Source organism: Caloramator australicus RC3, assembly GCF_000297115.1.
In the GTDB taxonomy this organism is placed as follows: domain Bacteria; phylum Bacillota; class Clostridia; order Clostridiales; family Caloramatoraceae; genus Caloramator; species Caloramator australicus.
Window position 1 is genome coordinate 1 of sequence record NZ_CAKP01000021.1, and the last position, 13,218, is coordinate 13,218.

The following is a 13,218-nucleotide window of genomic DNA, read 5'->3' on the forward strand; positions in this document are numbered from 1 at the left end:
ATATAAAGATGACGATGATGTAATAGGATGCAGCGCAGAAGGGCATGTAAGCCATGTATTATCGGCGAGATTAAGCAGCAGGCCATTAGGATGGAGCAAGGAAGGATTAAAGATAATGGCAAAGCTAAGGGTATTTAGCAAGAATGGAGGAAATTTAAGGGAAATAAGTGTGTTTAAGGAAGATGAAAAAGCCTTCAAGGTAAGTAAGAAGAAAATAAAAGAAGCGATAAGAAAGATAAATAAATCTTCACGTGAAGTTATGAATAATATAACGATATTGAACATAGGGAAAGTAACGCCAATTTACAGGATATTAAAATCAATAAAATATGAAAATATAATTTAAGTTTTTTAAATTTAACAAACGCCTTGAAACTAGCTAATTTAAGGGGTTGTCTATAAAAATTAACCTACAATATCTTGACACTATCGTTGATGTAATTTATGATTGACAAAATTTACTTTAGTAATATATAATGTTAATGTGCTATTTGCGTCTATCATCGCAGCACTATTTTATTCTGTTAAGCGGAGGGAGGGAGAACGGTGTCAGAAATAAGAGTTGGCGAAAACGAATCATTAGACAGCGCTCTTAGAAGATTTAAGAGAAAGTGCGCAGCTGCAGGTGTTCTTGCTGAAATCAGAAAGAGAGAACACTATGAAAGCCCAAGCGTAAGACGTAAGAAGAAATCACAAGCTGCTCGTAAGAGAAAGCATAAATAATGAAAGAAGGGTGAATATGTCACTCAAAGAAAGGATCCAAGAGGATTGGAAAAATGCGATGAAGGCCAAGGATAGCTTTAGAGCAAGCGTCCTTAATATGGCTAAGGCTGCTATATTATATGATGAAAAAACTAATGGTAAAATCCTTGATGATGAAGAAGTTATTGCTGTGTTATCAAGGGAAGTAAAAAAGAGAAAAGAGTCCCTTGAAGAATTTGAAAAGGGGAACAGGCAAGATCTTGTAGAACAAGTTAATAAGGAAATAGAGATTTTGCTTGAATACCTTCCTCAGCAGCTTACTGAAGATGAGATTGCTGAAATTATAAGAAGTGCTGTTGATGAGGTGGGAGCAAATAGCATAAAGGACATGGGAAAAGTCATGGCCATTGTTGCTCCAAAGGTAAAGGGTAGGGCAGATGGCAAGATGGTTAGTGAAATGGTAAAAAAGTTTTTACAGTGAAATAATGACCCGCAAATTGCGGGTCTTTTAGTTTTTTGAAAAATAAATAATCAAATATTGATTATTTTATTCATAAAATTTAATGGGATGAATTTTAAGGGGAGAGTATATGGATATAAAACAAAGATTTTCTGATGCACTTGATATTCCAGAAGAAATAGTTTTAGATGTTCCAGTAATAAAGATAGTAAGTAATAATAAAATTATCATAGAAAATCATAAAGGTATAATTGAATACAGCAAAACAACTGTAAGAATTAATTCAAGGATAGGGATTGTGGCACTAAAAGGAGAGGATTTTGTTATAAAATATATCACACAAGATGAGATAATTTTGGAGGGGGAAATTGAAGTAATAGAATTTATTAAGTGATGAGGGGCTGGGCCTATGGATAAAAATTATATAACTGTTGATGTGGAAGGATTGAATCCAGAAAAATTTATTAATCTAGCGGTAATAAATGGATTAACCTTGTGGGATATAGAAAGGCTTAGCATAACTAATATGAGATTTAATATGAAAGAAAAGGACTTTAAACAAATAAGGCATATAGCAAAAAAGACACATTGCAGAGTTAAAATTGCGAGAAAAAATGGGTTTATTTTTTTATTTAGGCGTTTATTTAAGAGAATATTTTTTATAATCGGATTAGTAATCTTTGTTCTACTGATATATATTTTTTCAAACATCATTTGGAATATTGAAATAGTCGGAAATAAAGTAGTAAATGATCAGCTAATATTAAAATCCTTAAACAAAGCTGGATTAAAGGTAGGGACCTATAAGAAGAATATTAATCTAAGGGATATAGAGAATAGTCTTTTAAAGGACATAAAGGAGTTATCCATGGTAACTATTAGTTTAGATGGAACAAAAGCTAAAGTAGAGATTGTAGAGAGGACTATGCCTCCAACCATATTAGATTTGGAAAAACCAATGAATATAGTGGCTGCTAAGGATGGGATATTAACAAAAGTTATAGCTTTGAAGGGACAAAAATTAGTAAAAGAAGGTGATTTTGTTAAGAAAGGTCAAATATTGATTTCAGGAGTAATAAAGGATCATGAAAATTTACCAATTGATGTTACAAGAGCCTTAGGGGAAGTTTATGCAAAGACTTGGTATGAGTCAATAAAGGAAGTTCCTTTAAAATATAGATACTTTGAGAGAACTGGCAAATGTGAAAAATTCATATATTTTGTTTTACCTAATAATAAGATTATTAAGTTATGGTCAAATATTAACAAATTTCAATTTTATGATAAAATAATAGAAAAAGAACAAGTAAAATTGTTAGGATTCAATTCACCGGTTACTAAAGTTACTGAATACTACTATGAAAAAATTGAAAAAATCAAAAATTTATCCTATAATGAGGCCATAGATGTTGCAACAAACCTTGCGGATGAAGAACTTATAAAAATAATGCCAAAGGATATAAAGATTTTGGAAAGAAAATATGATAAAATATTAATGAAGGACAAAGTTAGGATAAGAAAGTTGATTTTAACGGAAGAAAAGATTTCAAAAGAAGAAGAGATAAAATAGATTGGGGGATAGAAATTGCAACAAGAAAATAGAATTGTAATTGATAATATGGAGCATGTAATGAATTTGTTTGGAAAATTTGATGAGAACATTAAGGTTATTGAACAAACTTTTAATGTGAATATTATAAATAGAGGAACCGAGATAAAGATTGCAGGGTTGGGTAACATAGAACTTGCAACAAAAACCGTTCTAAAGCTTTTGGAAATTGCCAAAAGAGGAGAGATTATAAATTTACAGACTGTTAACTATATAATAAGCCTTGTTTTAGAAGATTCGCCACAGGATCTTGAAAAAATACTTGAAGATGTCATCATCGTTACGGCCCGTGGGAAATACGTAAAATGTAAAACATTTGGCCAAAAGGAATATATAGAAGCGATTAAAAAGAATGAAATTGTTTTTGGTATCGGGCCGGCGGGAACAGGGAAGACTTATTTAGCAATAGCTATGGCTGTAAAATTTTTAAAAGAAAAAAAGATAGGAAGAATTATATTAACTCGCCCTGCCGTTGAGGCCGGTGAAAGGCTGGGATTTTTACCAGGGGATCTACAGGAAAAGATTAATCCATATTTAAGACCTTTATATGATGCTTTATATGATATTTTAGGAGTAGATACCTTTCAAAAATATATGGAAAATGGAATTATTGAAGTTGCACCCTTAGCTTATATGAGAGGGAGAACTTTAGATGACTGCTTTATAATATTAGATGAAGCACAAAATACAACTCCAGAACAGATGAAGATGTTTTTAACAAGATTTGGTTATGGCTCAAGAATAGTGGTAACTGGGGATTTAACTCAGATAGACTTATCTCCTGAAAAGATGTCTGGATTAAAACAGGTAACACATATTCTAAAGGATATCGATGGGATAGAGTTTGTATATTTTACACATAAAGATGTGGTAAGACATAGATTGGTAACAGAAATAATTAAAGCTTATGATAAATACGATAATGGAAAAAGGTGATTACATGAATCCTTTTAATATACAAAAGATACTTAAGGATGAACGTTTCTTAAGATTTAGTGTGCTTTTAGGAACTTTTATTATTTTGTTTGCCTTAAGCGTAAACAGTGTAATACCTCAAAAATATGATTTAAAAGAGGGTCAGGTATCGCCTGCCGATATAAAGTCACCACGAGATTTTATTGATGAAAATGCAACTAAAGAAAAAATTCAAACGGCAATTGCAAATATTCCATTACAATATTCTAAAAATAATGATCTTCAAAGGGATGCAATCAATAAAGCTAAGCAATTTTTTGATTTAATAAAAGACATGAAAGTTAGAGATGAATCTGAGGAAAATAAAGTTGACTATATTAAGGCAAATTTAAATTTAATGGTTGATGATAAAATAATATTATATTTTTTGAAGCTTGATAGTTCTAAACTTGATGAAGCTTCTACTTTATTAACTAAAGGGTTAAGTGATTTATTAAATTTAGAAATATTACAAAATGATGATGAATCCTTTAATGATGCTTATGATTACTTAAAAAAAAGGATTTTAGAGTCTAACCTAGAGTTTACGACAAAGAACAGTCTTTTGACATTATCAAAAAATTTTATCAGACCTAATATGTTTATTGATGTGAAAAAGACAAATGAATTACAGGAACTTGTGAAAAAACAGGTTGAACCTGTTTATATTAGAAAAAATCAAGTTATTGTTTCAAAGGGCCAAACAGTCACTGCCCAGCATATTATACTATTAAATAAAGCAGGTGTTTTGAAGAATAATTCTAAATCTGATGTTGCAAATTATATAAGCTTAATTTTAATAATTACTCTTACAGAATTTTTAGTTTTATTTTATCTTTATAAATTTAAAAATAGAGTTTATTTTGATATAAATAAATTTACATTAGTATTTTTAATTTTATGTTTGAATACTGTTCTTATAGCTGCAACTAAAAACATATCTTTATATGTAATCCCTGTGGCTTTTATGCCAATAATATTAACTATGATATTTGATCATGAATTAGCCTTTTTTATATTTTCTATTTCTATTTTAATGTTGGCAATATTAACTAAATTTGTTATAGAAGCATTGTTTATATATTTAATAGGTGGTTTGCTTGGGGTAATTTTTGTTCATAATCTACATGATAGAAGTAATGTGATGTTCGGTGGAGTGCTTATAGGTTTTTTAAATTCACTCATCATTTTGTCGTTAGGATTGATTTTAGGAACAGAATTTACACAAGTTTTTATTAATATGTCTTATACAATTGCTGGGGGAATTTTCTCGGCGGTATTAGCTATTGGCATTATGCCTATATTTGAACAAATCTTTGATGTAGTAACTCCAATAAAGCTTATGGAACTCTCTAACCCTAATCAACCTCTCCTTAAAAAAGTTTTGTTTGAGGCACCGGGTACATATCATCATAGTATTTTGGTTGGAAATCTTGCAGAAGCAGCGGCAGAAAAGATTGGGGCAAATTCCCTTCTTGCAAGAGTAGGAGCATATTATCATGATATTGGTAAAATAAAAAGACCATATTTTTTTAAAGAAAATCAAATTACTAATGACAATCCTCATGATAACTTAACTCCGAAATTAAGTGCAATGATAATATCCTCCCATGTTAAGGACGGAATAGAACTTGCAGAACAATATAAATTACCAAATATAATAAAACAAATAATCGAAGAACATCATGGAACTACTTTAATAAAATATTTTTACGCTGTCGCTAAGAAAAATGGGGAAGATATAGATGCAGAATCCTTTAGATATTCAGGTCCAAAACCAAAATTAAAGGAATCAGCTATAGTTATGCTGGCAGATTGTGTAGAAGCTGCAATAAGATCATTGGGGAATGTGACATTAAAGGATATACAAGAAACGGTGGAAAAAATAATAGAAGAGAAAATTAATGATGGACAATTAGATGAGAGCATTTTAACACTTAAGGATATTATGAATATAAAAATTAGCTTTATAAATGTTCTACAAGGAATATTCCACAACAGAATAGAATATCCAGAAATTACAGAAGAAGGTGAAGAAAATGGTGTTTATAGAGAACAATCAAAATAAGATAGAGGTTACAAATGAATTAAGGGAATTGATTGAGGTTGTTATTGATAAAGCTTTGAAATATGAAGGGATTCAATTTAATTATGATGTAAATGTTTATTTGGTGGATAATGAGGCAATAAAAGAAATAAATAAAGAATATAGAAAAATTGATAAAGAAACAGATGTTCTTTCTTTCCCAATGATTGATTTTAGAGAAAGAGGGAGCTATGAAGTTTTTGAGGAAGATTTTGATCCAGAAACAAATAATGTGCTCCTTGGCGAAATAGTATTGTCCGTTGAAAAAGCATTCGAACAGTCTAAGGAATACGAACATCCTTTTATTAGAGAAGTTGCCTTTTTAATTGTTCATAGCGTTTTACATCTTTTGGGATATGATCATGAAGTTGAAGATGAAAGAAAAGTTATGAGGCAAAAGGAAGAAGAAATTCTACATTCCCTTGGTATTACTAGAGAAGGGTGAATTTTATGAAGATGAAGAAGATTACCGAAAGCTTTAATCATGCTATAGAAGGTGTAATTTTTGCTATAAAGACACAAAGAAATATGAGAATCCACTTTGCTATAGCGACATTAGTTTTATTAGCAAGTCTTTTTTTTGATTTAAGCAAATTTGAAATTCTTCTATTGTTTTTTACGATTACTCTAGTTATTGTGCTGGAGATGATTAATACAGCAATAGAAGTAACAATTGATTTGAATGCAAACTATTATCATCCATTAGCTAAGATTGCAAAAAATGTAGCAGCTGGAGCGGTTTTGATTTCAGCATTAACCTCTGTTTTGGTTGGTTATTTGTTGTTTTTTGATAAGCTGAAGTTAGTTACTAACACCGTTATCTTTAAAATTAAACAATCTGACCCTACTGTAGTATTTATTTGTTTAATATTGATAACTATAATAACGGTAGTGATAAAGGCATTTTATGGGAGAGGAACTCCACTTAAGGGCGGTATGCCAAGCGGGCATTCAGCTGTTGCCTTTGGAGTTGCTACTGCAATTTCATTGTTAACGCAGGATACTTTAATAATAACATTAGCTTTTTTTCTTGCCTTTGTTGTGGCACAAAGTAGAGTTGAAGGGAAAATACACTCCATTTATGAGGTAACAGTTGGAGCTATCATAGGAACTTTGGTTGCTATAATTATTTTTAAACTCCTTTAATGGGCACCGAATTGGTGCCTAAAATTATTTCTTTACAATAACAAAATTAGTGATATAATTTGTATTACCGAAATTGCATAAAATATCATTAGAAATAATTTGTAGGAGGAGTATAAATGGAATATAAAGAACTAGTAGAAATAGCAAATAAGTCTAAGGAAAATGCTTATGTTCCATATTCAAATTTTCGTGTTGGAGCAGCGCTCTTGACTGAAGAAGGAAAGATTTTTACTGGATGCAATATAGAAAATGCTTCATATGGTGGCACAGTTTGTGCAGAAAGAACTGCTTTATTTAAGGCGATTTCAGAAGGCTATAACAAGTTTAGAGCCATTGCTATAACAAGCGATAGCCCTAATTTAACATTTCCATGTGGAATCTGTAGGCAGGTTATGTCGGAATTTGGACTAGATATTGATGTTATAGTATCAAATAATAAAGGAGAGTATAAGGTGTTTAAGTTAAATGAGTTATTGCCCTATGCATTTTCCTCGGATGATATGGAAGGAGGTATGTAAATGAGCCAATTTAGATCTGGCTTTGTTACTATTATAGGAAGACCTAACGTTGGCAAGTCTACTTTGTTAAATCATTATTTAGGCGAAAAAATTTCAATAATTTCTAACAAACCTCAAACAACAAGAAATAAGATTCAGGCGATAATGACAAAGGATAATTATCAAATTATATTTTTGGATACGCCAGGAATACACAAACCTAGAACAAGGCTTGGGGAATATATGGTTAAGGTAGCAAAGGAAACATTGAATGAGGTTGATATTGTTCTTTTTTTGATCAACCCATCCGAAAAGCCTAATGAAGGAGATTTACATATAATAAACCAATTAAGCACAGTTAAAACTCCAATAATTTTAGTGATTAATAAAGTTGATACAGTATCAAAGGAAATATTGGCAAAAACAATAGATACTTATTCAAAATTATATGATTTTAAGGAAATAGTTCCAATATCTGCATTAAAGGGTGATAACACCGATAGACTATTAAACATAATAGTTTCATTATTACCTGAAGGACCTCAGTATTTCCCAGCTGATATGATAACGGATCAGCCAGAAAAATTTATTGTATCTGAAATAATAAGGGAAAAATTATTGCATAATTTAAAGGAAGAAGTACCTCACGGCACTGCGGTTGAAGTTATATCAATGAAGGCTGATGATGAAAAGGGCATCGTTAATATTAATGCAACTATCTACTGCGAAAAAGAGACTCACAAGGCTATAATAATCGGGAGAAATGGACAAATGCTAAAAAAAGTAGGAACAAGTGCCCGTGTAGAAATAGAAAGACTTTTGGGAAGTAAAGTTTTCCTTGAGCTATGGGTTAAGGTTAAGAAGGATTGGAGAGACAGTCCATCGGTTTTGAAAACTTTAGGATATCAATAGATTTATTAGGGGGTGATGATTTTGTCGTTAATAAACCTACAAGGAGTTGTCTTGAAGGAAATGCCTCTTGCTGAAACCGACAAGATCATCACCATATTTACAGACAAATTAGGGAAAATCGATGTAGTTGCCCATGGAGCAAGGAGACCTAAAAGTCCAATTGCATCCTCCACATTGCCTTTTTGCTATAGTAGATATTTAGTTTATAAAGGTAAGAATTTATATACTTTAAATCAAAGTAGTATAATCGAGTCTTTTCAAAGAATTATAATGGATTTGGATAGGTTAGCCTATGGAAGTTATATGTTGGAACTAATTGATGTTTTAAATGAAAGGGAAGTAAAAAATGTTTTTATGTTAGGATTGTTATTAAAATCTCTTTACATGCTTTATAATGAAGACATAAATTTAGATTTGCTAAAACTTACGTTTGAATATAAAGTCTTAAGTTTTGCAGGATATCAGCCAATAGTTAATCAATGCATTAAGTGTAGATCAAAAACAAATTTAAGATACTTTAATATTGCAGAGGGAGGAATATTGTGCAGTAATTGTGCAGTTAAATCAGTTGAAAATATTTTATTAAGTGATGATGAGGTTAAATTTTTAAATCAAATTAGAAACATAAAAATAGAGGAATTGAGGAATATTAAATATGATAGTATTATATTAGAAAAATTTATTGAGATTGTGGAGGACTATTTTAAGCACCATATTGATAGGGAAATTAAATCTTTAAATTTAATAAAAGATTTGAAAGGGAGATGAGATAAATGGAAGAGATAACTCTTGAAAAAATAGACATTTTAAGGCAAAGGACAGGTATAGGATATGCTGAGGCAAAGGAAATTCTTGAAAAACACAATGGTAATGTGATCGATTCTTTGATTTATATTGAGCAGAATCAGAAAAAATTAGGTGCACAAATTTCAGAATTTAGCAACGATTTAGTTGAAACTATAAGGGAAATAATAAGAAAAGGAAATGTGACGAGGATAAAAGTAAAAAAAGATGACAGAGTCCTAGTTGACATTCCTGTTACTGCTGGGATAGCTGCAGGTGCATTGAGTTTATTTAGTCCGGCCTTAATAGCAGTTGGAGCAATAGCAGCTGTAGTATCAAAAATAAAAATAGAAATAGAAAGACCAGATGGCAGGATAGAGGTTGTTGAAGATCTTGTTAAAGAAAAAGTTGAGGAAGTAAAGGAAAATATAAAGGATACTGTTGATGATTTTAAAAATACATTTAATGAAAAATTCAAAAATGATGAAGAAAGTAAAGATAAAAATGAATAAGCCGGTCGGCTTATTCATTAAATTTTGATTAAAAATATTGAAAATATTTGTCTAATGTAATAAAATATTTATGAATTGATAATACTTTCTATTAGAATTATTTGGATAATTGTAAAGATAATAGAATATTTACTATTGTCTTGATTCCTCTGTCAATATATAATATTAATAAATAAAACTTTGCACAGAGGTGATTTTTATAAAACTTACAAAACGTCAAGAAGAAATTATAGAAATAGTAAAAAAAAATCAGCCCATAACAAGCGAACAAATTGCTGAGAAACTCAACTTAACAAGAGCAGCCTTAAGGCCTGATTTGGCAATATTAACCATGACGGGTATTCTAGAGGCGCGCCCTAAAGTAGGTTACGTTTATTCAAAGAAAGGACAAAATACATTAAAGTATAAATCGATCAAGGAAATAACAGTTGGAGAAATAAAATCCAAACCTACGGTAGTTTCAGAGGATATGTCGATTTATGATTCAATAATTCAGCTTTTTATTAATGATACAGGGACTTTATTTGTAGAGAATAAGGGATATTTAACTGGTGCTGTTTCAAGAAAGGATTTTTTAAAAATTACCCTTGGTAATACAGATATACACAAAGTTCCTGTAGGTATAATTATGACAAGAATGCCTAATATTATAACAATAACTGATAATGAAAGTGCATATGAAGCTGCAAGAAGAATTATTGAACATGAAATCGACAGCCTGCCAGTTGTTGAAAAGGTAAAAACTGAAGATGGAAAAGAAATGTATAAAATAACTGGTAAAGTCTCTAAAACTACCATTACAAGGCTTTTTGTAGAACTTGGTAAGGAATAGCTTGAGGTTTGGATTGTTATTTTATACATATCTGGGACATAACTTGTCCCTATGGTGACAAAATTTGTATTAGGAGGTAGGAGGAATGGAAAAGAAAAAATACGTTTACCTATTTCATGAAGGTAACGCTAGTATGAAAAATCTTTTAGGTGGAAAAGGTGCTAATCTTGCAGAAATGACAAACATAGGACTTCCTGTTCCACCAGGTTTTACTGTGACAACAGAAGCCTGCACAAGATACTATGAAGATGGTCAAAAAATAGCAGATGAAATAGTAGAAGAAATTTTTGAAACACTACATAAGCTTGAAAATATTACAGGAAAGAAATTTGGCGATCCATCAAATCCATTACTTGTTTCAGTAAGATCAGGTGCTAGAGCTTCAATGCCAGGTATGATGGACACAATACTTAATCTTGGATTAAACGATGAAACTGTAGAAGGTATTGCAAAGTTAACAAACAACGAAAGATTTGCATACGACAGCTACAGAAGATTTATAACAATGTTCAGCGATGTTGTTATGCAAATCGATAAGAATAAATTCGAACATATATTAGACCAAGTAAAAGAAGAAAACGGTGCAAAGTTTGATACAGATTTAACTGCTGAAAATTTAAAGGAAGTTGTAAGAAGATTTAAAGAATTATATAGAAATGAAAAGGGCGAAGATTTTCCACAGGATCCTAAAATGCAACTTTTAGAAGCTGTAAAGGCAGTTTTCAGATCATGGAATAATCCAAGAGCTATTGTTTATAGAAGACTTAACGACATTCCAAGCGATTGGGGAACAGCAGTTAACGTTCAAACAATGGTATTTGGTAATATGGGTGAAACTTCAGGAACTGGTGTTGCATTTACAAGAAACCCAGCAACGGGTGAAAATAAGATATTTGGTGAATTCTTATTAAATGCTCAAGGTGAAGACGTTGTTGCAGGTATTAGAACACCACAAAGCATAGATCAATTAAAGGAATTAATGCCAGAAGTATATGCAGAATTCGAAAGAATTGCACATCTTCTTGAAAAACATTATAAAGACATGCAAGATATGGAATTTACAATTGAACAAGGAAAACTTTACTTCCTACAAACAAGAAATGGAAAGAGAACAGCTCAAGCTGCATTGAAGATTGCTGTTGACCTTGTTGAAGAAGGTTTAATAACAAAAGAAGAAGCAATGCTTAAGGTTGACGCAAAGCAATTAGATCAATTACTTCACCCAATGTTTGATCAAGCTGAACTTAAAGCAGCAAAGCCAATTGCAAAGGGACTTCCAGCTTCACCTGGAGCTGCTTGCGGCAAGGTATATTTCACAGCTGAAGAAGCAAAGGAAGCTGCAGCAAAGGGTGAAAAGGTTGTTCTTGTAAGAATTGAAACTTCACCAGAAGATATCGAAGGAATGGTAGCTGCTGAAGGTATCTTAACTGCAAGAGGTGGTATGACATCCCATGCTGCGGTTGTTGCTAGAGGAATGGGTAAATGCTGCGTAGCTGGTTGCGGAGACATCAAGATTAACGAAGAAGGCAAGTATTTCACAGTTGGAGATTTAAGAATAAACGAAGGCGACTACATTTCAATAGATGGTAGCACAGGAAATGTATATGGACAAAAGATTAAGACTGTTGAGCCACAAATTACAGGATACTTTGAAACATTCATGAAGTGGGCTGATGAAATAAGAACACTAAAGGTTAGAACAAATGCTGATACTCCAAGGGATGCAGCTCAAGCTGTTAAGTTTGGAGCTGAGGGTATAGGTCTTTGCAGAACTGAACACATGTTCTTTGAAGAAGATAGAATCCCAGCAGTTAGAGAAATGATTGTTGCAAAGAATGAAGAACAAAGAAGAAAGGCCCTTGATAAGCTCTTACCAATGCAAAGAGAAGACTTCATTGGAATTTATGAAGCGATGGAAGGAAGACCTGTTACAATAAGACTTCTTGATCCACCATTACATGAATTCTTACCACATGAAGATGAAGACATTAAAGCCCTTGCAGAAAATATGGGAATAACTTTTGAAGAGTTAAAGGCAACAGTTGAAAGCTTAAAGGAATTCAACCCAATGCTAGGCCACAGAGGATGTAGACTTGCTGTAACTTATCCAGAAATTGCAGAAATGCAAACAAGAGCTATAATCGAAGCAGCTATTGATGTAAAGAGAAGAAAAGGCTGGGATATAGTTCCAGAAATAATGATACCACTTGTAGGTGAACTTAAGGAATTAAAATATGTAAAGGATGTTATAGTAAAGACTGCTAATGAAATAATCGAAAGAGAAGGAGTAAAGCTTGAATACAAGGTTGGAACAATGATTGAAATTCCAAGAGCAGCATTAACTGCAGATGAAATTGCAAAAGAAGCTGAATTCTTCTCCTTCGGAACTAATGACTTAACTCAGATGACATTCGGATTCTCAAGAGATGACGCTGGTAAGTTCTTGAATGACTACTATGATAAGAAGATATTTGAATTCGATCCATTTGCTAAACTTGATACAACTGGCGTTGGTAAGCTTGTAAAGATGGCTACTGAACTTGGAAGAGGAACAAGAAAGGATCTTAAGCTCGGTATATGCGGTGAGCACGGTGGTGATCCATCATCAATTGAATTCTGCCATAATATAGGACTTGACTACGTATCATGCTCACCATTTAGAGTTCCGATTGCAAGACTCGCTGCAGCACAAGCACAAGTTAAGAATCCAAGAAGATAAAAATTT

General features: G+C 31.9%; 15 protein-coding genes. All 15 read left to right on the plus strand.

Translation table 11 applies throughout. The features are described from left to right. The coding region (locus tag CAAU_RS02490; protein WP_192811168.1) for a UPF0236 family transposase-like protein at positions 1-346 on the plus strand (346 nt) is incomplete at its 5' end. A gap of 200 nt (positions 347-546) precedes the next feature. Continuing rightward, positions 547-723, plus strand: coding sequence for a 30S ribosomal protein S21 (gene rpsU, locus CAAU_RS02495; protein WP_008907865.1), 177 nt, complete (start codon positions 547-549; stop codon positions 721-723). A 16-nt stretch (positions 724-739) separates the two neighbouring features. Beyond that, entirely contained in the window at positions 740-1,183 is a 444-nt protein-coding gene (locus CAAU_RS02500) for a GatB/YqeY domain-containing protein (RefSeq protein WP_008907866.1), read from the plus strand. A 109-nt stretch (positions 1,184-1,292) separates the two neighbouring features. Then, positions 1,293-1,556, plus strand: coding sequence for a sporulation protein YqfC (yqfC, locus tag CAAU_RS02505; protein WP_008907867.1), 264 nt, complete (start codon positions 1,293-1,295; stop codon positions 1,554-1,556). 15 nt (positions 1,557-1,571) lie between these two features. Beyond that, positions 1,572-2,732, plus strand: coding sequence for a sporulation protein YqfD (gene yqfD / locus CAAU_RS02510; RefSeq protein WP_008907868.1), 1,161 nt, complete (start codon positions 1,572-1,574; stop codon positions 2,730-2,732). A gap of 48 nt (positions 2,733-2,780) precedes the next feature. Beyond that, complete coding sequence (locus CAAU_RS02515) at positions 2,781-3,707, plus strand: PhoH family protein (protein ID WP_051004368.1); 927 nt, start codon at positions 2,781-2,783, stop codon at positions 3,705-3,707. A 4-nt stretch (positions 3,708-3,711) separates the two neighbouring features. Next, positions 3,712-5,793, plus strand: coding sequence for an HD family phosphohydrolase (locus CAAU_RS02520; RefSeq protein ID WP_008907870.1), 2,082 nt, complete (start codon positions 3,712-3,714; stop codon positions 5,791-5,793). Continuing rightward, complete coding sequence (gene ybeY, locus CAAU_RS02525) at positions 5,765-6,256, plus strand: rRNA maturation RNase YbeY (RefSeq protein WP_040305720.1); 492 nt, start codon at positions 5,765-5,767, stop codon at positions 6,254-6,256. The genes CAAU_RS02520 and ybeY overlap by 29 nt, the downstream gene beginning before the upstream one ends. Positions 6,257-6,261: 5 nt before the next feature. Continuing rightward, the gene (locus tag CAAU_RS02530) at positions 6,262-6,957 is read left to right on the plus strand and encodes a diacylglycerol kinase (protein WP_008907872.1); all 696 of its coding nucleotides are present in this window, start codon (positions 6,262-6,264) and stop codon (positions 6,955-6,957) included. 116 nt (positions 6,958-7,073) lie between these two features. After that, entirely contained in the window at positions 7,074-7,475 is a 402-nt protein-coding gene (gene cdd / locus CAAU_RS02535; RefSeq protein ID WP_008907873.1) for a cytidine deaminase, read from the plus strand. After that, the gene (gene era, locus CAAU_RS02540; protein WP_008907874.1) at positions 7,476-8,366 is read left to right on the plus strand and encodes a GTPase Era; all 891 of its coding nucleotides are present in this window, start codon (positions 7,476-7,478) and stop codon (positions 8,364-8,366) included. Between the two features lie 21 nt (positions 8,367-8,387). Continuing rightward, the gene (gene recO / locus CAAU_RS02545; protein ID WP_040305722.1) at positions 8,388-9,134 is read left to right on the plus strand and encodes a DNA repair protein RecO; all 747 of its coding nucleotides are present in this window, start codon (positions 8,388-8,390) and stop codon (positions 9,132-9,134) included. Between the two features lie 5 nt (positions 9,135-9,139). Further along, positions 9,140-9,661 carry a DUF4342 domain-containing protein gene (locus CAAU_RS02550; RefSeq protein ID WP_008907876.1) on the plus strand — a complete coding sequence of 174 codons (522 nt, stop codon included), beginning with the start codon at positions 9,140-9,142 and terminating at the stop codon, positions 9,659-9,661. Between the two features lie 199 nt (positions 9,662-9,860). After that, the gene (ccpN, locus tag CAAU_RS02555) at positions 9,861-10,493 is read left to right on the plus strand and encodes a transcriptional regulator CcpN (protein ID WP_202801036.1); all 633 of its coding nucleotides are present in this window, start codon (positions 9,861-9,863) and stop codon (positions 10,491-10,493) included. Between the two features lie 85 nt (positions 10,494-10,578). After that, positions 10,579-13,212 carry a pyruvate, phosphate dikinase gene (gene ppdK, locus CAAU_RS02560; protein WP_040305724.1) on the plus strand — a complete coding sequence of 878 codons (2,634 nt, stop codon included), beginning with the start codon at positions 10,579-10,581 and terminating at the stop codon, positions 13,210-13,212. Positions 13,213-13,218: the final 6 nt, after the last annotated feature.

Bases quoted from the DNA above. Each gene is read 5' to 3' on its own strand.
- CAAU_RS02500 (WP_008907866.1), top strand. From the start codon at position 740: ATGTCACTCAAAGAAAGGATCCAAGAGGATTGGAAAAATGCGATGAAG.
- yqfC (WP_008907867.1), top strand. From the start codon at position 1,293: ATGGATATAAAACAAAGATTTTCTGATGCACTTGATATTCCAGAAGAA.
- yqfD (WP_008907868.1), top strand. From the start codon at position 1,572: ATGGATAAAAATTATATAACTGTTGATGTGGAAGGATTGAATCCAGAA.
- CAAU_RS02515 (WP_051004368.1), top strand. From the start codon at position 2,781: ATGGAGCATGTAATGAATTTGTTTGGAAAATTTGATGAGAACATTAAG.
- CAAU_RS02520 (WP_008907870.1), top strand. From the start codon at position 3,712: ATGAATCCTTTTAATATACAAAAGATACTTAAGGATGAACGTTTCTTA.
- ybeY (WP_040305720.1), top strand. From the start codon at position 5,765: ATGGTGTTTATAGAGAACAATCAAAATAAGATAGAGGTTACAAATGAA.
- CAAU_RS02530 (WP_008907872.1), top strand. From the start codon at position 6,262: ATGAAGATGAAGAAGATTACCGAAAGCTTTAATCATGCTATAGAAGGT.
- cdd (WP_008907873.1), top strand. From the start codon at position 7,074: ATGGAATATAAAGAACTAGTAGAAATAGCAAATAAGTCTAAGGAAAAT.
- era (WP_008907874.1), top strand. From the start codon at position 7,476: ATGAGCCAATTTAGATCTGGCTTTGTTACTATTATAGGAAGACCTAAC.
- CAAU_RS02550 (WP_008907876.1), top strand. From the start codon at position 9,140: ATGGAAGAGATAACTCTTGAAAAAATAGACATTTTAAGGCAAAGGACA.
- ppdK (WP_040305724.1), top strand. From the start codon at position 10,579: ATGGAAAAGAAAAAATACGTTTACCTATTTCATGAAGGTAACGCTAGT.